Raw genomic sequence first — 22,929 nt, forward strand, 5'->3', positions numbered from 1 at the left:
GAAGGGCGTGCGTCAGCACGGTGCGTAGCGAAGCGCAGCACCGAAGCGATAGCGTAGCCCGTAGCACGCCGACCTTGCCCATACAAGCGCAGCGAAGTATGGGCAAGGGCACGCCCAAAAAAAGAAAAATATATCATCCTTCATAACCTACTACCTTGCAAAGAAAATATATCCATTTAAAAATTTTTTCAATGATACATTCCCAAAAGTGCTTTGCGCTCAATGTGGTTTTTTGTGGCTTTACCTTGCTTTTGTGATAGCTCAAAACACAACACTCATGCTCATGAGAAGACTCCACTTTGCCTATTAGCTCTATAAATACACTTTCTCGGTCTTTTTGCAGAGGATTTTGAGCATACTTTTTCCACAGAGCTTGCTCTTGTTCAATTGTTTTCAGCTGCGCAGCGGATAATCTTTCTTTGGCTAGTTCAATTAAGTCAGGTTTGCCTGCTTTTTCCCATGCAGTGCGCCAAAATGAACCTATTCGCAAAATAGCCTTACGCATACGGCGCTCTACCTGTCCATTTAAGCGACTATGATAAGCAGCCGAGAATTCTTTTGAATAGACTTTTACTAGTACGCCATTACGATTTTCAAAACTGTATTTTTTATCAGGTGGGAAGACCTTGCTCAACTCTTTTTCAAAAGATAATACACTATCCAAAGCTGCATGCGATTCCAAAACAGTTGCCCAAGCCTCCTCTAAGGTATTTTTGATAAAATATGCTTTTCCAACAAAAAAGTTGTACGTTTCTCCAAAGAGTTCAGGTAAACGAGACTCCCAAAAGCCATGAATTCCTTTTTGCCCTGTAAGCTGACCATTGTAGTTTTCAGTAGTGTGCAGGGGTACGTGTGCGTCTGCTACATAATGCCCTAACTCTGCACTGTATTTGAGAATTTTTTCAAGATTTTTTTCTTTGAAAGCATTTGTCAGTTGTGCTAAGCTAACTTGAATATGCCAAGGCACAATTCCATAAGTGATTAAAGTATCTTCTGTGTAGGTTGCTTTGGCGTCTTCCCATTGGCGTGGTACATTAAGAAAAGGATATTTGCCATAGTGGTCAATATCAATAAAGTGTCTTGGGGCTTCATATTCTACTGCATATCTACGACTGTCTGGGTCTGTAGCATGTTCAGTGATAAATTCAATATGTGCCTTATAAAAAGGAATCATTTCGGCGGGTAAAGTAAAGACTGCTATTCGGTTGATGCGTTGATGCGCCCAAAAGCCCCAGCTGTACGCTGTGTAACTTATCAGAATTAAGGTTAAAACAAAAAGTAGCTTTTTCATAGTATCATTGGTATAGTATCCATAGGTCTTTTTTACCTGTTTTAGATTTGAGTTCTGCTAACATATTTACTGCATCTTGCTCGTTGTTTGTTTGAGAGAGATAAAGTCTATATCTACCTTGGGGCGAAACGAGCAAATGGGCTTCAAAGCCTTTGTTTCGCCATTTTTCTATTTGTTTGTTGGCTGTTTCAAAGCTAGTGAAAGAACCTGCAATAATATAATAAGAGCCATTTGCATTGCCAGCTTCATTAACAATATCGCTACGGGTTGGTAGATTACTTGTAGGAGGGGTTGGAGTTTGGTTTTCGATTGATACTTTTTGTGTAGAGTCTTTATGCACTGTACTTTTTGTTGTATCTAGATACACTGCTTGATTTTTTGCAGAGTCTATTTTTGTGTGGTGGTAGATATGCAGAGCATCAAGAGAAGGAAAGAAATAGCTCAAGCCGAACATAAATATACTAACGAATAGAAGCCCCATTCCAACAGTTAAAACAATCGGGATCAGAACAGGGGCTTCTACTTTTTTTTGTTGCTCTTTTTGGATTTTTTCTTTTTCTTCCATTTCTGCTAAACTCATTTTTAGTTCCTGTGCAGTGATTTTAGCTGGTTGAGTGGTTGTGATGGATTGACTACCTATTTTTTGAGCTTCTTCGGTAGGTTTTTGTTTTTTTTCTGAGCTATTTTGAGGCGTAAGTGTAGAGCGAGTTGAAGAGATAAAGTGAGCTTCACCGAGTCCAAAATACAAAGGATTATCTGCGAAAGCATCAGGATTTTGCTCAAAAGAGATTTCTTTAGTGTCAGGGTTATACTTGAACTTGCCTAGCTTGTCTAATTGGTACTCGTATTGAGTTTCTAAAACGGCTTTAAGTTCTGAAATAAACTTTTCTACTTTAATTTGAGCTTGTTTTTCTGTAATATTTTGGGTTATACAAAGGTAGCGTATAAAATCTTTGCTGTTTGTAACTTCTTTGCTAAACTCAATGTACATTTTAGGGGGGATAAAAACTTTAGCTGCTACATCTAATTTAGCAGGAGTATGCTTGCGTTCTAGTGTGCCTATTCCTTCGAAAGATACTTTTTTAAATTCATAAAAGTACTCTGCTATTAGTTTGGCAGGTATCATAGTTCAAATATAATACAGACTAATAGAGAAACAAAATTATTTGCAGTTTAATCCAATTTGTAGGATGAGAATTTGTATGCTGTAATATTTTCTTAATTTTGTCAAGCTAAACAGAAGTATGAACAATTTTGATATCCTTGTCATTGGCGCAGGACCTGGGGGCTATGTAGCTGCCATACGCGCTTCACAGTTAGGTTTCTCCGTTGGACTAATTGAAAAAAATAAACTTGGCGGAGTATGCTTAAATGTAGGTTGTATTCCTACCAAAGCTCTACTCAAAAGTGCAGACGTGTTTCAATACATTGCTCATGCCAAAGACTACGGTATAGACGTGGTAGAAGCTAAGCCTAATTTTGCAGGAATGATAAAACGCAGCAGAGAGGTTGCAGAAGGTATGAGCAAAGGTATTGAGTTTTTAATGAAGAAAAACAAAATAAATGTAATTAAAGGTGCTGCTACATTTAATAAAGATAAAAGCGTGAGTGTAAAAGATGATAGTGGAAAAGTAACTACCTACACAGCTAAGCATATTATCATTGCTACGGGTGCTAAACCTCGTTCTCTTCCCTCTATGCCAATTGATGGTAAAAAGATTATTTCTTCTACCGAAGCAATGATGCTTTCTACTCAACCTAAAAAGATGATTATTGTAGGTGCAGGAGCTATTGGGGTGGAGTTTGCGTATTTCTATCATAGTATCGGTACGCAAGTAGTTTTAATTGAATTGCAAAAAAATATCTTACCTGCAGAAGACGAAGAGATTTCTCGCACTTTGGAGCGCATTTACCGAAAAAATGGTATGGAAATTAAGACAGAAAGTGTAGTTGAGAAGGTAGAACATACACCTAACGGAGTTAAAGCGTACGTCAAAACTCCTTCAGGGGTAGAAACTATTGAAGCGGATGTATTGCTTTCTGCAGTAGGCGTTGCGCCCAACACAGAGGGACTAGGATTAGAAAATGTGGGAGTGGCTACAAACAAGGCAGGTTGGATACAAGTAGATCAGTGGTATCAGACTAATGTACCAGGTATTTACGCAATAGGGGACGTTAATGGTACAGGACCTTGGCTAGCTCATGTAGCTAGTGCTGAAGGAATTATTTGCGTAGAAAAGATTAAGGGTTTGCCCGTAGAACCATTGGATTACAGCAATATACCTGGATGTACATACTGTACACCACAAGTAGCTAGCGTAGGTCTAACGGAGAAGAAAGCAAGAGAACTAGGCTACGAGATTAAAGTAGGTAAATTTCCTTTTACTGCATCGGGTAAAGCAAAGGCATCAGGTAAAAGTGAGGGCTTAGTTAAAGTAATTTTTGATGCCAAGTATGGAGAATGGTTAGGTTGCCACATGATAGGCGAAGGAGTTACAGATATGATTGCAGAAGCTGTGGTAGCACGTAAGTTAGAAACTACGGGACATGAGATTATTAAATCTGTACATCCTCATCCCACGCTTTCCGAAGCCATTATGGAAGCTACAGCAGATGCTTACGGCGAAGTAATTCACATATAAGCGCTAACAATCATTTTTTGATAAATTCGAATCTACAATAAGTGGGCTAAGCTTATATAGCCCACTTACTTTATGTCAAAACTATAGCTTATGGCAGAGAATGAGGTTTTGGAAACAGAAAATGAAGGTTATGAACATTATCGGATAAAAGTAGATCCTGGACAATCTCCTATTCGCATAGACGTTTTTTTGGCACATAGGTTAGGGAATAAAACTTCGCGTACTAAAATTAAGTACGCTGCGGAAGCAGAGTGCATTCGTGTCAATGAGAAGCCTGTTAAGGCAAGCTATAAAGTCAAACCGAATGATGTTATTAGTATAGTTTTACCTACTCCTCCTCCACCTGAGTGCGAACCCGAATATTTACCTTTGGATATTGTGTATGAGGATGAGCATTTGATTGTTGTTAATAAACCTGCGGGTATAGTGGTGCATCCTGGCGTAGGGAATTATCATGGCACGTTAGTACAAGGTTTGATGTGGTATTTTAATCAACTACCTAGTTCACAGGGCAAAGAGTATAGACCAGGATTAGTTCATAGGATAGATAAAAATACTAGTGGCTTATTAGTTGTGGCTAAAAGCGAATTGGCTATGGTGAAATTAGCTAAACAATTTTTTGAACATACTATAGAGCGTAAATACATTGCTTTAGTTTGGGGAGATGTCAAGCAAGATAGAGGCACAGTAGTAGGAAATATTGTCAGAGCTTCGCAGGATAGAAAAGTGTATGCTGTAAGCAGGGACCCCCAGCAGGGTAAGCATGCCGTTACACATTACCAAGTTTTAGAACGTTTCGGAGAAACAACTTTGCTTTCTTTACAATTAGAAACAGGTAGAACACATCAAATACGAGTTCACATGAAGCATATTGGGCATACTCTTTTTGGGGATGAAAACTACGGAGGAGATAAGATACTATATGGTCAGATTACACAAAAATACAAGCAGTTTATTGAAAATTGCTTTAAGTTATGTCCAAGGCAAGCACTACATGCTCACACTTTGGGATTTATTCACCCTGAAACGTATAAAAAACTTTATTTTGAGCAGCCCTTACCTGAGGACATGGAGAATCTCATTCAAAAATGGAGAAAATATAAAAATTTGATTTCTTGATTGGCATATTTATTAAAAACCTATGACTGAAAGTATCTGCCCTGGTTTGTAGCTTAATTTGTAAATACTGTAAAATATTTTTATCTTTGAGTTTGAAATTTGTATTTTTGCAATGAGTATGAAAAGAGTGGTATTAGGCTTACTTATAGGATTTGTAGTTTTTAATGTGCAATGCGCTTGGGCGCAGGGAGGTGTTATAGGTTTAACTCCACCAAGACTTGAAGCCAATAAGTTTCCTACAGGTTTAGAGATAGGGCAAAAAGCACCTCCAATTACAGCTTTGGACAATCATGCTGACCCTATTTTTCTTTTGAACTTACTTAAAAAAGGACCTGCAGTAATTCTATTTTATGGAGGACGCTGGGATCCTGTAGCTCGTAAGCAAATTAGAGATATCCAAGACTCTCTCAAATACATTACAGAAAAAGGTGCTTTTTTGATTGCTGTTACTGCTGATAGTTATGAAGAGATTGATAAAATGGTAGAAGAAACAGGCGCAACCTTTCCTATTATCCATGACCGAAGCCACTTAATCATGGATGCCTATAAGGTTTCTTACCGTGTAACCGAAGACATGGTGGCGAAATTCAAAAAAATGAATATTACTTTGAAAAAGAATCCTGACGAAGAATTTTATACCTTACCTGTTTCCTGCACTTACGTAATAGGCAGGGATAGAAGAGTAGCAGCCATCTGGTTAAATAAAAATTATGAACTAACTGCAGGCGTTCGCTACATTATCAACAAGCTCAAAGAGTTAGGTATGAAAAAGGAATAAAATTAATAAATCAAAAACCTATCTCTACGTCAATCAATCAAATTTGTTTATGGGAAAAAAGAATATGATGAAATACCACGTCCTTATTGTACTAAGCATTCTCTGTGCTTCAATAATTCAAGCACAGACGCCAGGTCGTTCTAAATACGGTAAGATTGTCAATCTTGGCAAAAATGTAAATTCCTCTTACGAGGATTACCAGCCCACTATTACTGCTGATGAAAAGATGATACTGTTTGTTTCCTATCGTCCAGGTGGGTTGGGTGCGGAAGATTTCTGGATTACAGAAAAAATAGACAGTGTAAGGTGGGGAGTAGCTTACAATGTGGGCGCACCTGTAAATACACCTGGTACAGAAGGAAGTGGTTGCATCTCTGCTGATGGACAAAAAATTTATTATGTGAGAAATTTAGATGATGGTAACAATTGCGATATATTCGTTTCTACTCTCAAAGGCAAACAGTGGTCCCCACCCGAAAGACTACCACCTACAGTCAATAGCCCTTATTGGGACTCTCAACCCAGCATTTCAGCAGATGGTACTATGCTATTTTTTGCAAGCAACAGACCCGGCGGAAAGGGACTGACAGACATTTGGTGGTCGAAAAAAGGACCTGATGGTAAGTGGCAGCCTGCTAGACCTATTAACAAAATCAACACTCCTGAATCCGAAGCTACTCCATACATTCATGTAGATAATAGAACACTATTTTTTAGTACAAATGGCAGACCGGGTTTAGGCGGTTATGATGTATTCAGGTCTGTTTATGACCCCGAAAAAGATGAATGGTCTACGCCTGTAAACATGGGCGATCCTATCTGTTCAGAGCTAGATGACAAGTATTTTATTCTCTCTCCTGATGGAAATAGGGGCTACTTTGCTTCCAATAGAGATGGCGGTTTTGGCGAACATGACCTATACATGATAAATATGTTTGCAGGCAGCAAACAAGTAATCGTAACCTTAACAGGTTTTGTCAAAGATGCAAAAACCCTCAAACCCATAGGCGCAAAGGTTACTCTCATGAACCTTACCAAAGGTGAAAAAATCAATGAATTTGATGCTAACTCAGATAATGGTAAGTACCTTGTGGTAATGCAAGGTGGAAACAACTACGGTCTATTTGTAGAAGCAGAAGGATACGCTCCATTCTCAGAAAGCTATTACATTGACCAATATGCAGGTTCTGGTACGTATCCCCGAGATATATTACTCAAGCCTCTTGTAGGCGAAACTGCCACATTCAACAATATACTCTTTGAAACAGGAAAAGCAGTCTTACTCCCTGCGTCAAAAATTGAGCTGGATAAAATGGTAGAAATCATGAAGAAAAACCCAAGCTTAAAAGCTGAAATTATTGGACATACAGACAATCAAGGTACTCCTGAAGCTAATCAAAGGTTGTCAGAAGAGCGTGCAAAAGCAGTAGCAAAATATTTGATAGATAATGGCATAGCTGCTGATAGATTGAAGACAAAGGGATACGGTGATACCAAGCCTGTTGCAGATAATTCAAATGAAGAAGGAAGAAGAAAGAATCGTAGAGTAGAAATGGCGTTTATTAAGTAGCCTTATGCAAAGTATGTTTAAGTAAAAAGTTAAGTTTAATTTTTTGGGCGTGCCCTTGTGGGCAAAAGCCCACAAGGTCGGCGTGCTTCGGGCTACGCTGACGCTTCGGTGCTGCGCTTCGCTCCGCACTGGGCTAACGCCCACCCTCCGCATGCCTCACGCAAGGGATCTCTGAAATAATCGTTTCTCTGTGTGTTATGCAAAGTTTTAGCTTGTAAGTACTTGTACTTCAAGCTTAAACAAGGTAAAGAGATAACTGCACAGGTCATCTGCGTGAGGGGCATGGAGCATGCCGTTAGGCAGTACGAAGCGCAGCGAAGTACCGAAGCGAAGCGCAGTGCGGAATGCCCCGACCCTTGCGTCAGCAAGGGGCACGCCCAAAAAATTAAATTACTTTAAAACTACAAGACACAAGTACATAAACTCTATTGCTGCATAAATTTGACAAATTCATTCGCACATGTTATTGATGGCATTCAGCGCCTCACTGTATCCTAGTTCTTGGGCTTTTTTAAGGTCATCACAAGCGCCCACATTGTTTTTAAGTGAAGCTCTAGCAATTCCTCGCCCAAAGTAAGCTTTTGGATTTTTGTTATCTAACTCTATTGCTTTATCAAAATTTTGTATGGCTTCTTTGTGCTTATTCATAGCCGAAAGACATATACCAAGATGGATGTAAGCATCCACATATTTAGGATTCATAGAAATTACCTTTTCAAAATCTACTGATGCAGCGTTATAGCTTTGTTCCATCATGAGCGCTAAGCCTCTGTGATAGTAACCGGCTATATCTGTGGGAGCAAGTTCTATTACTTTTGTAAAGTCGTCAATAGCGTTTTTGATAGATTTGAGCTTGAGTTGTATATTTCCTCTTTCTATGTAGTAACGAGTTTGTTTGGGGGCATGTAAAATAGCTTGGTCGTAGTCTTCTAGTGCGCCTTTCAAATCGTTGTTCTCAATTTTGAGTGCAGCTCTATCACGATAATTTTTAGCATAAAATGGATCTATTTTGATAGCTTGATTAAAGTCTTGCATAGCGCCCTCTTTATCATTGAGGGCAATTTTGACCATAGCTCTATCTGCATAAAGTTTTGAATCAAGTGGTTCTAGTTCAATAGCTTTGTTGTAATCTGCAAGTGCTTCTTGGTATTTTTTATTTGCATAAGATAAGAAACCGCGCCAACTGTACGCTGCGGCGTCATTGGGCGCTAGTTCAATAGCTTTGTTGTAATCTTGGGCTGCGCCTTCGAAATCTCGCATAGCATATTTTGCAAAAGCACGCCCGCCGTAAGCTTTGGCGTATGTTTTATCTAATTCCAGTGCTTTATTGTAGTCCTCAATCGCTCCTTTGTAATCTTGCAACATCATTTTGGTATTTGCACGGATACCATATATTTTAGGATTATTGGGTTCTATCTCTGCTGCTTTATTTAGATTTGCTAAGCAGCCATTGTAATCTCCAATGTTACGGCGCTTTTTAGCCATTTCTATATACTCTTCCGCAGTCTGAGCATATATAAAACAAAAGCCTACAAGCATTCCACAAAGTAATCCATACAACCTTGTCATATTAGCAAAAATAACAAGATTTTTACTCAAATAAAAGAAAGAATTCTATATTTGAAGTATGTCTTTTAAGCACTATTTTATATTTAGCAGGACAGAAAAAATAGGCATTTTTACAATTTTTATTTTGATAGTTCTTACTGTAAGTTTGCCAAGATTTATTTTTCTCAATAAAGAAAAAATACAAATTGACCAAGACAGCATTATTAAGTACCTTGCCAAGCAAGAAGCCCCCAAGCAAGAAGATAAATCTACTCTAAGCAATAATGATAACTTACTTTTTTCAGAACAAAGTACAAATTTGAGCGATAAAAAAAGTAACTTTGAAAAAATAAATTTGAATACTTGCGACTCTCTTCAATTGGTACAGATACGCGGAGTAGGCGAAAAAACTGCAAAAAAAATTTTACAGGTACGGCGTAAGATTAAAATCTTTCACAGCATTGGACAATTAGCTTGTATTGGTTTATATCCTGAAATTGTGCATCGTTTGCAGCAACACTGTTATGTGGAAAGTGATGCTTACAAGCAAGTTCAAAAAATAGAGTTAAATGAAGTAGAAGATAAATCTTTGTTCAGAATGCCAGGTTTTACGTATGATATAGCTAAATCTTTCATAAAGTATCGCAAATTTCTCAAAAAACAAGGTAAAAAAATTACTTCGTGGCAGGAGGTTCTACAAAATGTGGAAGGAATAGATGAACAATGGCTATCGTGCTGGCAAATATATTATCAAATATAACGATGGTAGCAGCTTACACTTAACTCAAATGACCAAAAGTTTTTTCAACCGTGTTTTGGATTACCTGGCAAACTACTGATAGAGGAACATTCAAGTTATCTGCAATTTTTTGATATAAAACCTGAATGGGAATAGGGTTAGTATCACTTTCTAATAAGATTTGTGCAGGGTATTCTTTCCATACGGGCATAAAAACTTGTTTTATAAACCTGTTATCATCCAAAGCCATACCGAATGAAAGCATAGCACCTTTTTGTAATAAATCTTTGGCTAACGTATAGGACTTGTTAAATCCATGAAAAATATAGGGCTTGTCCCACTTAACTTGGTTGAGAATAGATAAAACTTCGTAATAAGCTTTTACAGAGTGAATAATAACGGGTTTATCAAACTTTTTAGCCATGTTTAATTGAGCTTTGAAGCGATAAATTTGAATTTGCCAATCTATGCCTTTTACTTTGTCTAGTCCTATTTCACCTATTGCAACACAGTGTTCATTTTGCCATTTAGGAACTAAGCAGGTTTGATAGTACTCTATTCTATCCTCGGGCAGCATTTGCCAAGGATGAAAACCTGCCGAAAAAAAAGATTGAGGTATTTCAGTTTCATCGCCAAAAAGGTTGTATATACTTATCTCATGAGGATGTTTCTGCAAAAAATGACAATGAGTATTGTAAAACATAGACAAATGTAGCATTTTAGAAATAATCTTTTACCTTTGCTTGTTATGCGAAAACCGAAACTAACCACACAGATATTTTTAGGAATGATATTAGGAATAATAGTGGGCTACCTATATCGGGAATTTTATCCTGAAAAAGCAGACTATCAAATTTTTGTAGATCGGGTTAAAATTTTAAGTGATATTTTTTTGCGGTTGATTAAGATGATTATTGCGCCGTTAGTATTCTCAACTTTGGTTGTAGGTATAGCAAAATTGGGAGATTTCAAGACCGTAGGTAGAATTGGGCTAAAAACGATTATATACTTTCAGATTGCTACTATTTTAGCACTAAGTTTAGGTTTAGTGTTAGTAAATGTAGCGCAGCCTGGCTATTTAATGCATATAGAGTTACCTTCCAAAGGTTCGGAAGTAGAAATAGCGGCTAAAAAAACAACGTTATCCCATTTTATTACTCATATTTTTCCTAAAAGTGTAGTTGAGTCTATGGCAAATAATGAAATTTTACCTATCGTAGTTTTTTCTTTATTTTTTGGGATAGCTACGGCAAGCATCGGAGAAACAGGACAAATTATCATTAAGTTTATGGATGCCGTAGCTCAAGTAATGTTCAAAATTACACACTATGTCATGCAGTTTGCGCCGTTTGGTGTATTTGGGGCAATTAGTGCAGTAGTTTGTGCGCAAGGTATAGGAATTTTGAAAGGGTATCTCTACCTTATTTTATGCTTTTTTGCAGGTCTGTTAATTTTTATATTCATTATTTTACAAATTATCTGTTGGATAGCTAAAATACCTTTTTGGAGGCTTATTCAGCATGTCAAAGAACCTATTTTATTAGCGTTCAGTACAGCTAGTTCTGAAGCTGCTTTTCCTAAAACAGTAGAGGGATTAGAAAGATTTGGATGTAGTTCTCGGATTGTTACCTTTGTTTTGCCCTTAGGGTACTCATTTAACTTAGATGGCTCTATCATGTATATGACCTTTGCCACTGTATTTATTGCTCAGGCATATAACATACATTTGACTATTGCCCAGCAGATTACCATGATGCTGACTTTATTGATTACTAGTAAAGGCATGGCGGGGGTTCCACGGGCGTCCTTAGTTGTTATTGCAGGTACCTGTGCTATGTTTGGTATTCCTGTGGAAGGATTACTGATTTTATTAGGTGTAGATCAAGTACTAGATATGGGCAGAAGCGCCACAAACGTAATAGGAAACGCTGTGGCTACGGCAGTAGTATCCAAATGGGAAAAAGAATTGATTAGTCAGTGAGAGTTAGGCTTTTTAGGTAGCTTGTTTAAGCACGCCGAGTTCTCTGCCCACTTCTGTAAACGCTTGTATAGCTCTGTCTAAATGATGTTGTTCATGTGCGGCGGATATTTGTACGCGTATACGGGCTTGTCCTTGTGGTACAACAGGATAATAGAAACCTATCACATAAATTCCTTTTTCAAGCAGCTTATCTGCAAAAACTTGGCTTAATTTAGCGTCGTAGAGCATGATAGGTACAATAGGATGTGTGCCTGGTTTGATGTCAAATCCTGCAGCAGTCATTTTTTCACGGAAGTATTTTGTGTTTCTTTCTAGTTTATCTCTCAATTCTGTGGTTGAAGAGAGTAGGTCAAAAACGGCAATACTTGCACCTACGATTGAAGGGGCTAAGGTATTTGAGAACAAGTAAGGTCTAGAACGCTGTCTAAGAATGTCTATAATTTCTTTTCTTCCCGTAGTAAAGCCTCCTGATGCGCCGCCGAGTGCCTTACCTAGTGTACCTGTAATAATGTCCACTCTGCCCATTACATTGCGATATTCAATCGTACCTCTACCTGTTTTGCCTATGACGCCTGTGGCGTGGCATTCATCTACCATGACCAAAGCTTTGTATTTATCCGCTAAATCACAAATTTTATCTAATTGTGCAATCGTTCCATCCATAGAAAATACACCATCGGTTACTATGATTCGGTGTCTTTTATGTTGAGTTTTTTTGAGTATTTCTTCCAACTCTTGCATGTTATCGTGGGCGTATCTATGGCGTTCTGCTTTACACAATCTAATTCCGTCAATGATAGAGGCATGGTTTAAGGCATCAGAGATAATTGCATCCTCTTCGTTGAATAAAGGTTCAAACACGCCTCCGTTAGCATCAAAAGCAGCAGCGTACAAAATGGTATCCTCTGTACCTAAAAATTCGGCAATTTTTCTTTCCAAAACTTTATGAATGTCTTGTGTACCGCAAATAAATCGTACGCTGCTCATGCCGAAGCCATGTGTGTCAATAGCTTTTTTAGCTGCTTCTATCACTAACGGGTGAGAAGACAAGCCTAAGTAGTTGTTGGCACAAAAGTTAATTACCTTTGCACCTGTATCCAAAGTAATTTCTGCACCTTGTGCTGATGTGATGATACGTTCTTTTTTGTACAGCCCTGCATTTTTAAGGCTTTCAATTTCTTGTTCTAATATAGGTTTTAAGGTTTCGTACATAGCTTGTGGAATAATGACAAATTTAAGTAAAAAATGTTTTCAATGTAAAGACAGCAGTTAAATATCATTTGGATTTTTTGATATAGTGTTATATCTTTGCCGAAAATTTTGCACCCATAGCTCAACTGGATAGAGCAACTGCCTTCTAAGCAGTCGGTTACAGGTTCGAGTCCTGTTGGGTGTACAGGTTAGCAGTTTTCAGTCGTGCTTTTTAATCTTTGAGGTTAAAAAGCCATTTTATTTTTTGTAGGGGATTTTTACAGAAGTAGTAACTTTTTATTGACTTATTTTAAGAAAATAATTTTTTGGGCGTGCCCCTTGCTGCGCAAGGGTCGGGGCATTCCGCACTGCGCTTCGCTTCGGTACTTCGCTGCGCTTCGTACTGCCCTGACGGGCATGCTTCATGCCCCTCACGCAATTGACCTGTGCAGTTATGTCTTTACCTTGTTTAAGCTTGAAGTACAAGTACTTACAAGCTAAAACTTTGCATAAGAAACAGAGAAACGATGGTTTCAGAGATCCTTTGCGTGAGGCATGCGAAGGGTGGGCGTTAGCCCAGTGCGGAGCGAAGCGAAGCACCGAAGCGTTAGCGTAGCCCGAAGCACGCCGACCTTGCCCACACCAGCGCAAGCGAAGTGTGGGCAAGGACACGCCCAAAAAAATATCAATAAACTTGATTATTACAAATATTTTTTATCTTTGCACTGCTGTTGCCCTGTATTACTCATGGAAGTAGGTGAAATTCCTACACTGTCGCGCAACTGTGATGAACGTAAAAGCTTTACACATTATGCCATTGTGCTTACCCCAAGCATGAGAAGGCGTGTAAAGTAGTTCTCAGTCAGGATACTTGGTAATACAGGTTAGTACGCTCTGCTTCGCGGTCTAAGCAAGAGGTACTGTAACGCAAGAAAAAGGCGTAGCTTGGCTTTAAAGAACGCTCTACTTACGTTATTGTAGCTTTTGGCTTACAGCAAGAGCGCGTACAACAGCATAATGCTGGTAAAGAAACAAACTATGAAAACAATATCCTATCTATTGGGGGTACTCGCCATAGGGCTTGTAGTACCTGTGCTCAAGGCACAAACTGTTTTACAGCACATATACGTGCTCAACGAAGGTGCTTACGGCAAAGGCAACGGAAGCTTGACTAAAACAAACTATCCTACTTACAGTGCAAGCACAACACCTGTACATAATCCTAGCTATTTTGGAACAACCTTGTACCTAGCAAACAATAAATTGTACGCAGCTTATGATACGGTAGTCTATACGGTCAATCCTGCTACTATGCAAAAAATTGATAGCATTTTCATTGAAGGAGTAAGAGTAGCCAAAGTGAAAGACAGCATTTTATACGTAACTCGTGATACTCCACCTTATTTTCAAGCTTACAGTCTAAATACAAAAATGTTGAAGTGGAGTACTGTGGGCTTAAAAGGTGCTTCGGAAGGATTTGCTTTTATGCCAGGAAACAGAGCAGCAGTATGCGTCAATGGATTTGGATTAGAGGATACTTTGGCTATTATCAATCTCTCTAACGGTACTATTATGCAACAGTACGCCACAGCACTTAATCCCCAAGATGTGTATTTTCATGGTACGAAGCTGTATGTCTTTTGTACTACTAACTTCACTAACTCCGCTATCACAACTATTGACATAATGACTTCTACTATTACAACGGTTACAACAGGCTTGATTTCCTACGGCGGTATGACCGTAGATACTACTTTGCAACGAATGTATTTTATAGCTACAAATGGAAGTTTCACAACTCCTAAATACTGGGTAAAACGCTTTGACTTAATACCTCAAACTCTTGTTGCAGGTAATGTAATTGACACTGTATATACAGATGCCCTCTACTCCATTTGCTACGACCATGTTAATAACCAATTTTTCTGCGGGATAACTGACTACTTCAGCTTCGGCAAAGTAAATAGATATGACCAGTTCGGTAACTTACAGGATTTCTTTACTACAGGCGTCGCACCAAGAAGCATTGTATTACAACACGGTATTGGAACTGACATAACAGAAAACAAATTTGACAGTAATCCTATATTTATCTATCCTAATCCTGCTCAAAGTTATGTATGGGTGGAAGCTTCTTCAACTGTGATAGCAGAATTATTTGATGTTCTTGGACAAAGAGTGAATACTTTTCTGATAAACAAAGGTACACAAATGGTGGATATTAGCAACTTACCTTCGGGAATGTACTACTTAAGGACTGAAAATAGCATAACAAAACTGGTTAAAAATTAAAAAAAGCCCTTGAAAGTGCTGCAATACAAGCAGGGCGTGTGAAATTTAAGTTTGAGCTGGTCAAATAAAGTTTTGGGCGACCTGCGAAGCAGGTCGCCCAACAAAATTTTCTGAATGAAGATTATTTTATTTCTTCGTAGTCTGCGTCTGTGATGTTGCTATCGTTCTTGTTGTTGCTGCTGGCTGTACTTTGCTGTTGTGTGTTGTTTTGTTGTTGAGCAGCATTATAGATTTCCATAGAAGCGGCTTGCCATGCTTGGTTAAGTTTAGCCGTAGCAGCATCAATGCCAGGTATATTGCGAGTTTTATGGGCTTCTTTGAGTTCATTGAGTGCTGCTTCTATGGCTTTTCTGTTAGCTTCGGAGATTTTGTCTTTGTACTCATTGAGTTGTTTTTCAGTGTTGTAGATGAGGTTGTCCGCTTGGTTCATTTTTTCAATCTCTTGCCTTATGCGTCTATCTTCTTCTTCGTTTGCTTTGGCTTCATTTTTCATGCGTTCGATTTCTTCTTTGGTCAAGCCTGAAGAAGCTTCTATGCGAATTTTTTGCTCCTTACCTGTACCTTCATCGGTTGCAGTTACGTTTAGTACACCGTTAGCATCAATATCAAATTTTACACGTATTTTAGGTACACCTTTTGGAGCAGGAGGAATGCCATCTAAATAGAATCTACCTAGGCTGCGGTTTTGGATAGCTAGAGGTCTTTCACCTTGTAGTACGTGAATTTCGACGGAGCTTTGGTTATCTGCTGCAGTAGTGAAAATTTCGGACTTACTTACAGGTATGGTAGTTTGAGCTTCGATAATTTTAGTCATTACACCACCGAGAGTTTCAATGCCTAAAGAAAGGGGTGTTACGTCTAAAAGTACCATACCTTGAATTTCTTTGTTCAAGATAGCTCCTTGAATAGCGGCGCCTAGTGCTACGGCTTCATCAGGGTTTACACTTTTGTTAGGTTTTTTACCAAAGAATCTTTCTACTTCTTGTTGAATACGAGGAATGCGAGTAGAACCGCCTACAAGGATAACTTCGTCTATATCTTCGGGTCTTAACCCTGCATCTTCTAAGGCTTTGCGGCAAGGTTCAATAGTTCTTTTGACAAGGTGTTCAGTGAGCTGTTCAAATTTAGCACGAGTAAGTGTAGTTACTAAGTTTTTAGGTACTCCATCTACGGGAATTAAGTAAGGTAGCATAATTTGATATTGAGTGCTAGTAGAGAGTTCTTTTTTAGCTTTTTCAGCTTCATCGCGTAGACGTTGAAGTGCCATAGGGTCTTTGCGAGGGTCTACTTTGGGGTTATCTTTCATGAACTCTTCTGCCATCCAGTCAATAATGACCTTATCAAAATCATCACCTCCGAGATGTGTATCGCCATTAGTAGCTTTAACCTCAAATACTCCTGAACCTAACTCTAAAATAGATATATCAAACGTACCACCTCCTAAGTCATATACTGCAATTTTGAGGTCTTTATCTCGTTTATCTAGTCCAAAAGCTAGAGCTGCTGCGGTAGGTTCGTTTACAATGCGCCTTACATTTAGCCCTGCTATTTGACCTGCTTCAATAGTAGCTTGGCGTTGCGCATCGTTGAAATAAGCAGGGACAGTAATTACAGCATCTTTGACCTCATGACCCAAGTACTCTTCCGCAGTTCTTTTCATTTTTTGTAAAATCATTGCGGAGATTTCTTGGGGAGTGTATTGCCTATCACCAATTTGTACGCGAGGAGTGTTGTTGCTACCTCTTACTACTTTGTAAGGAACATTTTTTATCTCTTCAAGTACTTCGTCATAAAATCTACCCATGAAACGCTTTATGGAATAGATAGTCGTTTCTGGGTACATTATAGCTTGTCTTTTGGCAGATTCACCTACTTTACGTTCACCATTACCATTGTTTGTGAAAGATACTACTGAAGGCGTAGTAGGCCAGCCTTCCTCATTGATGATTACTACGGGCTTGTTGTTTTCTACGACAGCCACGCAGGAGTTTGTGGTCCCTAAATCAATACCGATAATTTTGCTCATAGTACCTATCCTTTCTTTTAATTAAAATTTGCAAAGATGAAAATTATGTTTATTTAACTTGTCTTTCTACCAATTCGATTTCCTCAATAACAGGCATTTTGTTTTCATCTTTGCCGACCACAATTCTCTCTACTAAGTAGCCGCCATCTCTGCCATCTTCATATTTGAGTTTAATTTTTACAGTGTATACTCTACCGAAGCGAGCGCCTAAACTTTTATCAGTGTTGGTGCCATCGTTCATTTCGTAATCAACCATTTTAGGGTCGTTGATGAAGAAAAGTTTTTCTCTTAACACTGCTTCGTTGAGTTGAGTACCCCTATTCTTATCGTAGGGGTTTTCTATGGGAGTGTAGCGTTGTAAAAATTTTTTACTCAAACAAGGAGTTTTGTTTCTACCGTTTACAATAGTATTGAAATCTTGATTCAAGCGAAGTGTCATAAATTCTTTAATTAGCGTTTCTGCTTCTTGCTTACTTACATCAGGTTTTTTGATATCCCCGCAAGCGGCTATTAGAACTAGTGCGGGTAGTACAATAGTACTGAAAATGTACCTATACATGGTGGTTAAAGTTTTTAAGATTGTGGGGGCAAAGTTAAATGCCTTATTGAGTTTTTCAAATTTTTTTCTGAATTTTCTACTCAATCACAATAGTTGTTTCTTTATCTTTTTCTATTTCTAATTTTTGTAAGGTAATATACAGTACTCCTTCTTCAAATTTGGCTTTTATATTTTGGGGGTTTATATTTTCGCCTATTTTGAAAGTGCGTTTGAAATCACCTTGCTGGCGTTCTACTTGAATTAGTTTTTCATGCTCGTATGATTTTCTTTGCTTTTTACCTTGTATGACAATCTGTCCATCCTCTAGTGTAAGTTTTATGTCTTCTTTTCTTACACCAGGGAGTTCTACTTCAATGACATAACTGTCAGGAAGCGATACAATATTTGCGTTTATATCTATTGTTTTCTCAAAATAAAATTCTTTTTGAATTTCATTAAAAAACTTGTTGAATTTTTCGTTAATTTGCTGAAAAGAATAATTTTTCATGCCTATACTCTATCAATCAATATGCCATAAAAAAAGCATGACAAAATGTCATGCTTTTGGTCTTATATTTCGTAATCAGATTTTTGCTTATTTTCCCCAGCTGTGCTTTGATGATGCTGTTGGGAGTGGTTGCCGTGAGTATGTTGGCTTCTGTGTCTGCGAGGGTAAGTAGGTCTGTTATTTGATTGCATCTTTTTACTTAGGATACTAGTGAGGGTAGAGATTTGTCGGGCTACAATTTCGTATTCTGATACGAGTTCCTGTAATTCAGCTTCTGTAGCCATGTTTAATGCAGGTAGAATTTGCAAGGTCATATCTATTTCAGATACAATGTGTCTTGCTGTCTTTAAGCAAGCTACGTACTCTGGTAGTACGCCTCTGAGAAACCCCTCACTAATAAGTGCAGGAATTTGCAGCGACTTTTCGATAAGGTTTTTGATAATGTGGCTTCTTTGAGCTAGCTCTGTATTTTCGTACTTATTTGCCACTTGGGTAGCTAAGCGAAATGCTCTTTGCCAAACCTCTAAATCTTTGTAGTGTTCTATTCTTGTTTTCATATTTTATGTGTTTGTTTATGTTTATTCTTTTATGAATGTAACGGCAATATTAGAAATTTTGTTTCAATAGTAGAAAAAAATTTAAGGAATTTCTAATCTGTCCAACCTTGTTCGCCTAGGAGAGGCACGAATCTAAAAGTATCTAAATGGGTTACTTCAATCTTTTTATCAGAAACTTTTCTTACCAAAGTCATTACTTGAACTTCTTTACTTCCTACAGGAATAATCATCAATCCATCAACTTTGAGCTGGTCTACTAAATTTTGGGGAATATCAGGTGAACCTGCGGTTACAATAATTTTATCAAAAGGAGCATGTTCCGCCCATCCCAATGTACCATCTCCAAGTTTGCAGTAGATATCCATACCAAATGTACTCAGCAGTGCAGCAGCTTGTTCATACAGTATTGGAATACGTTCAATAGTATAAACTTTAGCCCCCAGTGCAGCCAAGATTACTGATTGATATCCCGAACCTGTGCCTATTTCTAGTACTTTATCTCCTTTTTGAACCTTCAAGTACTGTGTTTGATAAGCTACAGTATAAGGTTGCGAAATAGTTTGTCGTGCCAAAGTAGGCAAAGCTTGATCTTGGTAGCAGAGTTCCTCCAATCCCGGTGTAACAAAATAGTGCCGAGGCACATTTTCTATAGCTTGTAAAACTCTTTCGTCTTGGATACCTTTTCTTCTCAACTCTTCAACTAATTGTCTTCTTAGACCTTTCAGTTTATAGGTATCTTCGCGTGGCATATCTTACTTGTTTTCTTCTCTTTTTATAGGATGTTTGAGATGAAATTGCAAAGCCTCCTCTACTGCTGCGGTAATTTCATCAATTTTTGGGTTAGGCTTAAAGTCAGGATTAACATCTGCGTAATACACATGCCTTTCCTTACCTTCTTTACCCCCTCTACCAATCACATAAACAGCCGTAAAGGTAATTGTGTAATCCTTTTCACCTGCGTATCTGTGTAACATATTAGAGTCTTCCACAGGAATAGTTCCGTCAGCTGTATTATAACTGATAGAAGTTTTATAGGCATCCATAATTAGATGGCTTCTATCGTGAATCATTGGAAATTCTATACCTAGATTCTTAGCTATTTGGTCAATTGTTTCAGGTAGTTCGGAAGTAATTCCAATAAGATGCACCCCTTTTTCTTTAAGTTTGGGATATAGTTCTTTTTGAATCTGTTTTAACTCGTCTGTACATGGTTTGCACCACTGACCACTGTAAAACACAACTACAGCAGGGGCAGTTTTTAGTTTTGAAGATAGTAAAAAGGGATCCCCATGATTATCTAATGCAATAATGTTAGGTGCAAGCTCACCTTTTAGAATTCCTATTTTTCGCACTTCAGAGTTTGAGTTTTGCCCAAAAACCCAAAGAAAATGTCCTATAATAAATATGCACAAAAAGAAACTTGTTTTATACAGATTCATAAGACTACAAAGGTACATTTTTTTTCATTCTATTGATAGATAGATCTTGTAAGAGTTCAAAAAAAACTTGAATTTCCGCAGCATCCAAGCCAATTTTTTGACCATACTCTTGCTTTTGTTTGAGCGAAAAGTTAAAATATTCAGGATCTTGGTAGGGCATACAAGCCCTTCTTTTTACTTCTCCTATTTTTTCAGCATATTCTAAACGTCGAGATAGTAGTTCCATCATTTTTTTATCTAATTCTAGTACTTTTTCTCTTAGCATATCCAAATCGCTTATACTCATAGTATAAAAGTACAGCATTTTTTTATTTTTTGTAACTTTGTAACAACTAATTTCGTATATAGTATGGTAGATATACCATACTATCAAACACACGTATCAATCTCAATCTCACATGAAACATATTCAAGTACTTATTGTAGAAGATGAACCTGCTATGGCTTTTGTTCTCAATCGCCAAGTAGAGCGTTCAGGCTTTTCAGTCTGTGGAATTGTAAGCTCTTCCGAGGACGCTTTGCGATGTTTTCATACTCACCAACCCCATGTAATACTAATGGACTTCCATATTTTGGGCATGATGAACGGAATTGAAACCGCCCAAGAAATACATAAACATAAACCTATTCCCATTATTATGATGAGCGCTACGCTTAATGACGAAATAGAAAAGATAATAAAGAATACCCCGAATCTTTATTTTTTACCCAAGCCTGCGGAAACTGCTAACCTAGTCCAAATGATAAAGCAATGTTTGTCTCTTTGCTGATTAAGTTTAATCTTACTAAATCCAACAATACAAAAAGTACCTCTTTATCTCTCACCAATTCTTGAATTTATTCTTCCCCTTATTATTAAAGTTGTTTTTGAATTTTTTCTTCTTCTTTTTCTTTCTATTTCTTTCATTTTCGCGGGCTTTGATAAATCGATTCATGTCTAACTCTTGCTCACGTATATCAATTTTTCCCTTGGATATTTCGTAAATGTGTTGGGCAATAACGCTATCACTCAAAGTGTGGTCTTTGCTCCATTGCTTATGATTAAGTTTCATTACATTAGCAATAACCATGATCTGTGCCGCTTTGAGTTCTTCATCTTCGGTTTCAATAGCTTTCTGTATCATTTCTTGTACAATACTTCCGTACTGCTTAAACATAGCAGCGTTCTGGTTAGGATAAGGTAAAGGTTGGTAGCATTTAACATAACAAGGCTGCTTGTGTTCAGGTAACGGATAGGGGACATCCACATCTAACTTGTAATCGCTCATTTGCATCAGATGCAGCCATAACTTAGGTAATAGGTCATCTTTACTGATTCCGCCATTACCACTACTCAAAGTGATGTTCATCATAATACGAATAATCTCTTTTGCTGCAAGGTTACGCTCCTCTTTGGTAGGTAAGTGAATAGCTGCATCTACCATTTTTTGAACATTTCTGCCATATTCCTTGAATAGCAAGGGCTTTTCATTTAAATACTCATCTATCATACTTATTAGTTATTTAACCCATTTAGTTTTTATTCTAAATGTGAAAGTAAATCCATTAGTTTTCAAATCCAATTAACTCAAAAACAGCTTTTTCAAACAGTTTATCGTGTAATACCCAGTTTTTTCTTGACTAGTTCGGTGATATTAAATTCCTCTGGACCATACAACAAAATTGGCGAAGTTCCTGAACCTGCGTCTGTGTTGAAGATATAAGTATAGTCATTTTCTACTGCCACTTCTTTGATTACTTTATCTAATTTTTCATACAAAGGCTGCATGAGCTCCTGATTTTTTTTAATAAGCTCTTCTTCCATTTGACTTTCTGCCTTGAGCAATTCTTGCTGCTCTTTGAGCAGCTCTTCTTCTTTTTGTTTTTTAGCAGCTTCGTTCATTGTGGACATCTTAGCTTGATATTCTTTTACCTTGTTCTCATACGCAGCTAATTGTTCTTTGAGCTTATTTTCTAACTGTAAACGATATGTAGCATAATCTTTTTCTACTATTTTTAGTTCAGGCATGAGCTGAATAAGGTACTCTACGTTAGTATAGCCTATTTTAAGAGGCTTAAACTGTGCATAAACAGTACAAAAACAAAATAATAAAGTACTAATAACCAAATGTTTGAACATAATTCAATTAACCTTACTTGCTAATTCCTAATTTTTTCTTTACCAAATCAGTAATATTTCCCTCATCAGGTCCATGTAAAAGAATAGGTGTAGTACCTGCACCTGCATCAGAATTGAATATATATGTATAACCGTTTTCTTGGGCTACTTCTTTTATAGCCTTGTCTACCTTGTCTAATATAGGTTGTAGCAGAGCTTGTTGTTTTTGAGCTAATTGACTTTCGGAGCTTTTTTCTAACTTACCCAGCTCTTCTTGCATAATAAGCAAGTCTTTTTCTTTTTGGAGTTTAGTAGGTCCTGATATAGTTCCTGCCTTTACACCCTCAGAATAACTCTTTAATGCGTTTTCATAAGCTTCATATTTAGCCTTCAAAGTTGCCTCTAGTTCTTGTTTGTATTTAATCAAGTCCTCTTCTACTTTTTTAGCCTCAGGCATTAAACTTACTATGTAATCCACGTTTGTATAACCTATTTTTAAGGGTTTTATGGGCTGGGCAGCTGCAGCAAAGATAGTTACACTTACTACCACAAGAGCTACAATTTGTTTGTTCATAATAACCTAAACGCAAAACTACTATGTTTTTCTATATT

27 protein-coding genes, 1 tRNA gene and 1 riboswitch are annotated in these 22,929 nt (G+C 37.7%); of the genes, 10 read left to right on the top strand and 18 right to left on the bottom strand.

Annotated features, from left to right (window positions below; translation table 11 throughout):
* Positions 1–133: 133 nt before the first annotated feature.
* Positions 134–1,291 carry a zinc dependent phospholipase C family protein gene (locus NZ519_00930; protein MCS7027303.1) on the bottom strand — a complete coding sequence of 386 codons (1,158 nt, stop codon included), beginning with the start codon at positions 1,289–1,291 and terminating at the stop codon, positions 134–136.
* A 4-nt stretch (positions 1,292–1,295) separates the two neighbouring features.
* Complete coding sequence (locus NZ519_00935) at positions 1,296–2,417, bottom strand: SPOR domain-containing protein (protein MCS7027304.1); 1,122 nt, start codon at positions 2,415–2,417, stop codon at positions 1,296–1,298.
* Between the two features lie 118 nt (positions 2,418–2,535).
* Between NZ519_00935 and lpdA the strand changes: the two genes are divergently transcribed.
* From lpdA to NZ519_00955, 4 genes are all read left to right on the top strand, one after another.
* Positions 2,536–3,933 (top strand): dihydrolipoyl dehydrogenase, encoded by a 1,398-nt coding sequence (gene lpdA / locus NZ519_00940; protein MCS7027305.1) that lies wholly within the window; start codon positions 2,536–2,538, stop codon positions 3,931–3,933.
* A 90-nt stretch (positions 3,934–4,023) separates the two neighbouring features.
* On the top strand, positions 4,024–5,052 hold the full coding sequence (locus NZ519_00945) for an RluA family pseudouridine synthase (protein ID MCS7027306.1): 1,029 nt from the start codon (positions 4,024–4,026) through the stop codon (positions 5,050–5,052).
* A gap of 118 nt (positions 5,053–5,170) precedes the next feature.
* Complete coding sequence (locus NZ519_00950; protein ID MCS7027307.1) at positions 5,171–5,830, top strand: redoxin domain-containing protein; 660 nt, start codon at positions 5,171–5,173, stop codon at positions 5,828–5,830.
* Between the two features lie 49 nt (positions 5,831–5,879).
* Positions 5,880–7,400, top strand: coding sequence for an OmpA family protein (locus NZ519_00955; GenBank protein MCS7027308.1), 1,521 nt, complete (start codon positions 5,880–5,882; stop codon positions 7,398–7,400).
* Here the strand turns inward: NZ519_00955 and NZ519_00960 are convergent.
* Together NZ519_00960 and NZ519_00965 are read right to left on the bottom strand one after the other, a co-directional pair.
* Positions 7,344–7,553, bottom strand: coding sequence for a hypothetical protein (locus NZ519_00960; GenBank protein ID MCS7027309.1), 210 nt, complete (start codon positions 7,551–7,553; stop codon positions 7,344–7,346). The two genes, NZ519_00955 and NZ519_00960, sit on opposite strands and share 57 nt — an antisense overlap.
* Positions 7,493–7,633 carry a hypothetical protein gene (locus NZ519_00965; GenBank protein MCS7027310.1) on the bottom strand — a complete coding sequence of 47 codons (141 nt, stop codon included), beginning with the start codon at positions 7,631–7,633 and terminating at the stop codon, positions 7,493–7,495. Before NZ519_00965 ends, NZ519_00960 begins: the two co-directional genes overlap by 61 nt.
* Between NZ519_00965 and NZ519_00970 the strand changes: the two genes are divergently transcribed.
* Entirely contained in the window at positions 7,623–7,799 is a 177-nt protein-coding gene (locus NZ519_00970) for a hypothetical protein (protein ID MCS7027311.1), read from the top strand. The genes NZ519_00965 and NZ519_00970 overlap by 11 nt on opposite strands.
* Positions 7,800–7,850: 51 nt before the next feature.
* On the opposite strand, the gene NZ519_00975 is transcribed toward NZ519_00970, so the two are convergent.
* Positions 7,851–8,969: a tetratricopeptide repeat protein gene (locus tag NZ519_00975; protein ID MCS7027312.1), complete on the bottom strand. Its 1,119-nt coding sequence runs from the start codon at positions 8,967–8,969 to the stop codon at positions 7,851–7,853.
* 124 nt (positions 8,970–9,093) lie between these two features.
* Between NZ519_00975 and NZ519_00980 the strand changes: the two genes are divergently transcribed.
* Positions 9,094–9,708: a helix-hairpin-helix domain-containing protein gene (locus NZ519_00980; GenBank protein MCS7027313.1), complete on the top strand. Its 615-nt coding sequence runs from the start codon at positions 9,094–9,096 to the stop codon at positions 9,706–9,708.
* A gap of 19 nt (positions 9,709–9,727) precedes the next feature.
* Here the strand turns inward: NZ519_00980 and NZ519_00985 are convergent, their stop codons facing one another.
* Positions 9,728–10,390, bottom strand: coding sequence for a TatD family hydrolase (locus NZ519_00985; protein ID MCS7027314.1), 663 nt, complete (start codon positions 10,388–10,390; stop codon positions 9,728–9,730).
* Positions 10,391–10,435: 45 nt separating this feature from the next.
* Between NZ519_00985 and NZ519_00990 the strand changes: the two genes are divergently transcribed.
* Complete coding sequence (locus tag NZ519_00990) at positions 10,436–11,668, top strand: cation:dicarboxylase symporter family transporter (protein ID MCS7027315.1); 1,233 nt, start codon at positions 10,436–10,438, stop codon at positions 11,666–11,668.
* A gap of 12 nt (positions 11,669–11,680) precedes the next feature.
* On the opposite strand, the gene kbl is transcribed toward NZ519_00990, so the two are convergent.
* The gene (gene kbl, locus NZ519_00995) at positions 11,681–12,880 is read right to left on the bottom strand and encodes a glycine C-acetyltransferase (GenBank protein ID MCS7027316.1); all 1,200 of its coding nucleotides are present in this window, start codon (positions 12,878–12,880) and stop codon (positions 11,681–11,683) included.
* 110 nt (positions 12,881–12,990) lie between these two features.
* Here kbl and NZ519_01000 point away from each other — a divergent pair.
* Positions 12,991–13,064 (top strand) — tRNA-Arg (locus tag NZ519_01000).
* A 92-nt stretch (positions 13,065–13,156) separates the two neighbouring features.
* Here the strand turns inward: NZ519_01000 and NZ519_01005 are convergent.
* Positions 13,157–13,537, bottom strand: coding sequence for a hypothetical protein (locus NZ519_01005; GenBank protein MCS7027317.1), 381 nt, complete (start codon positions 13,535–13,537; stop codon positions 13,157–13,159).
* A gap of 31 nt (positions 13,538–13,568) precedes the next feature.
* A riboswitch (cobalamin riboswitch) is annotated at positions 13,569–13,753 on the top strand.
* A gap of 144 nt (positions 13,754–13,897) precedes the next feature.
* Here NZ519_01005 and NZ519_01010 point away from each other — a divergent pair.
* A complete protein-coding gene (locus tag NZ519_01010; protein ID MCS7027318.1) occupies positions 13,898–15,151 on the top strand; it encodes a T9SS type A sorting domain-containing protein in 1,254 nt (417 codons plus the stop codon).
* A 121-nt stretch (positions 15,152–15,272) separates the two neighbouring features.
* Here NZ519_01010 and dnaK read toward each other — a convergent pair whose 3' ends face one another.
* From dnaK to NZ519_01045, 7 genes are all read right to left on the bottom strand, one after another.
* Positions 15,273–17,177, bottom strand: coding sequence for a molecular chaperone DnaK (gene dnaK / locus NZ519_01015; protein MCS7027319.1), 1,905 nt, complete (start codon positions 17,175–17,177; stop codon positions 15,273–15,275).
* Between the two features lie 49 nt (positions 17,178–17,226).
* The gene (locus NZ519_01020; GenBank protein MCS7027320.1) at positions 17,227–17,736 is read right to left on the bottom strand and encodes a hypothetical protein; all 510 of its coding nucleotides are present in this window, start codon (positions 17,734–17,736) and stop codon (positions 17,227–17,229) included.
* Positions 17,737–17,812: 76 nt separating this feature from the next.
* Complete coding sequence (locus NZ519_01025; GenBank protein ID MCS7027321.1) at positions 17,813–18,223, bottom strand: Hsp20/alpha crystallin family protein; 411 nt, start codon at positions 18,221–18,223, stop codon at positions 17,813–17,815.
* Positions 18,224–18,285: 62 nt separating this feature from the next.
* Complete coding sequence (locus NZ519_01030; protein ID MCS7027322.1) at positions 18,286–18,780, bottom strand: four helix bundle protein; 495 nt, start codon at positions 18,778–18,780, stop codon at positions 18,286–18,288.
* Between the two features lie 92 nt (positions 18,781–18,872).
* Entirely contained in the window at positions 18,873–19,529 is a 657-nt protein-coding gene (locus tag NZ519_01035; GenBank protein ID MCS7027323.1) for a protein-L-isoaspartate(D-aspartate) O-methyltransferase, read from the bottom strand.
* A 3-nt stretch (positions 19,530–19,532) separates the two neighbouring features.
* Positions 19,533–20,219, bottom strand: a complete 687-nt coding sequence (locus NZ519_01040; protein MCS7027324.1) for a redoxin domain-containing protein — start codon at positions 20,217–20,219, stop codon at positions 19,533–19,535.
* A 4-nt stretch (positions 20,220–20,223) separates the two neighbouring features.
* Positions 20,224–20,505, bottom strand: coding sequence for a chorismate mutase (locus tag NZ519_01045; protein MCS7027325.1), 282 nt, complete (start codon positions 20,503–20,505; stop codon positions 20,224–20,226).
* A 112-nt stretch (positions 20,506–20,617) separates the two neighbouring features.
* On the opposite strand from NZ519_01045, the gene NZ519_01050 reads away from it, so the two are divergent.
* A complete protein-coding gene (locus NZ519_01050; protein MCS7027326.1) occupies positions 20,618–20,989 on the top strand; it encodes a response regulator in 372 nt (123 codons plus the stop codon).
* Between the two features lie 51 nt (positions 20,990–21,040).
* On the opposite strand, the gene NZ519_01055 is transcribed toward NZ519_01050, so the two are convergent.
* The 3 genes from NZ519_01055 to NZ519_01065 form a co-directional block, all read right to left on the bottom strand.
* Complete coding sequence (locus NZ519_01055; GenBank protein ID MCS7027327.1) at positions 21,041–21,709, bottom strand: DUF4290 domain-containing protein; 669 nt, start codon at positions 21,707–21,709, stop codon at positions 21,041–21,043.
* 101 nt (positions 21,710–21,810) lie between these two features.
* Positions 21,811–22,338, bottom strand: a complete 528-nt coding sequence (locus NZ519_01060) for an OmpH family outer membrane protein (protein MCS7027328.1) — start codon at positions 22,336–22,338, stop codon at positions 21,811–21,813.
* Between the two features lie 13 nt (positions 22,339–22,351).
* Positions 22,352–22,891 (bottom strand): OmpH family outer membrane protein, encoded by a 540-nt coding sequence (locus NZ519_01065; protein MCS7027329.1) that lies wholly within the window; start codon positions 22,889–22,891, stop codon positions 22,352–22,354.
* Positions 22,892–22,929: the final 38 nt, after the last annotated feature.

Source organism: Bacteroidia bacterium (assembly GCA_025056095.1).
Lineage (GTDB): Bacteria > Bacteroidota > Bacteroidia > JANWVE01 > JANWVE01 > JANWVE01.

Excerpts from the sequence above, each read along its gene's own strand:
- NZ519_00930 (MCS7027303.1), bottom strand. The coding sequence starts at position 1,291 with ATGAAAAAGCTACTTTTTGTTTTAACCTTAATTCTGATAAGTTACACA.
- NZ519_00935 (MCS7027304.1), bottom strand. The coding sequence starts at position 2,417 with ATGATACCTGCCAAACTAATAGCAGAGTACTTTTATGAATTTAAAAAA.
- lpdA (MCS7027305.1), top strand. The coding sequence starts at position 2,536 with ATGAACAATTTTGATATCCTTGTCATTGGCGCAGGACCTGGGGGCTAT.
- NZ519_00945 (MCS7027306.1), top strand. The coding sequence starts at position 4,024 with ATGGCAGAGAATGAGGTTTTGGAAACAGAAAATGAAGGTTATGAACAT.
- NZ519_00950 (MCS7027307.1), top strand. The coding sequence starts at position 5,171 with ATGAAAAGAGTGGTATTAGGCTTACTTATAGGATTTGTAGTTTTTAAT.
- NZ519_00955 (MCS7027308.1), top strand. The coding sequence starts at position 5,880 with ATGGGAAAAAAGAATATGATGAAATACCACGTCCTTATTGTACTAAGC.
- NZ519_00960 (MCS7027309.1), bottom strand. The coding sequence starts at position 7,553 with ATGCGGAGGGTGGGCGTTAGCCCAGTGCGGAGCGAAGCGCAGCACCGA.
- NZ519_00975 (MCS7027312.1), bottom strand. The coding sequence starts at position 8,969 with ATGACAAGGTTGTATGGATTACTTTGTGGAATGCTTGTAGGCTTTTGT.
- NZ519_00985 (MCS7027314.1), bottom strand. The coding sequence starts at position 10,390 with ATGTTTTACAATACTCATTGTCATTTTTTGCAGAAACATCCTCATGAG.
- NZ519_00990 (MCS7027315.1), top strand. The coding sequence starts at position 10,436 with ATGCGAAAACCGAAACTAACCACACAGATATTTTTAGGAATGATATTA.
- kbl (MCS7027316.1), bottom strand. The coding sequence starts at position 12,880 with ATGTACGAAACCTTAAAACCTATATTAGAACAAGAAATTGAAAGCCTT.
- NZ519_01010 (MCS7027318.1), top strand. The coding sequence starts at position 13,898 with ATGAAAACAATATCCTATCTATTGGGGGTACTCGCCATAGGGCTTGTA.
- dnaK (MCS7027319.1), bottom strand. The coding sequence starts at position 17,177 with ATGAGCAAAATTATCGGTATTGATTTAGGGACCACAAACTCCTGCGTG.
- NZ519_01020 (MCS7027320.1), bottom strand. The coding sequence starts at position 17,736 with ATGTATAGGTACATTTTCAGTACTATTGTACTACCCGCACTAGTTCTA.
- NZ519_01025 (MCS7027321.1), bottom strand. The coding sequence starts at position 18,223 with ATGAAAAATTATTCTTTTCAGCAAATTAACGAAAAATTCAACAAGTTT.
- NZ519_01030 (MCS7027322.1), bottom strand. The coding sequence starts at position 18,780 with ATGAAAACAAGAATAGAACACTACAAAGATTTAGAGGTTTGGCAAAGA.
- NZ519_01035 (MCS7027323.1), bottom strand. The coding sequence starts at position 19,529 with ATGCCACGCGAAGATACCTATAAACTGAAAGGTCTAAGAAGACAATTA.
- NZ519_01040 (MCS7027324.1), bottom strand. The coding sequence starts at position 20,219 with ATGAATCTGTATAAAACAAGTTTCTTTTTGTGCATATTTATTATAGGA.
- NZ519_01045 (MCS7027325.1), bottom strand. The coding sequence starts at position 20,505 with ATGAGTATAAGCGATTTGGATATGCTAAGAGAAAAAGTACTAGAATTA.
- NZ519_01050 (MCS7027326.1), top strand. The coding sequence starts at position 20,618 with ATGAAACATATTCAAGTACTTATTGTAGAAGATGAACCTGCTATGGCT.
- NZ519_01055 (MCS7027327.1), bottom strand. The coding sequence starts at position 21,709 with ATGATAGATGAGTATTTAAATGAAAAGCCCTTGCTATTCAAGGAATAT.
- NZ519_01060 (MCS7027328.1), bottom strand. The coding sequence starts at position 22,338 with ATGTTCAAACATTTGGTTATTAGTACTTTATTATTTTGTTTTTGTACT.
- NZ519_01065 (MCS7027329.1), bottom strand. The coding sequence starts at position 22,891 with ATGAACAAACAAATTGTAGCTCTTGTGGTAGTAAGTGTAACTATCTTT.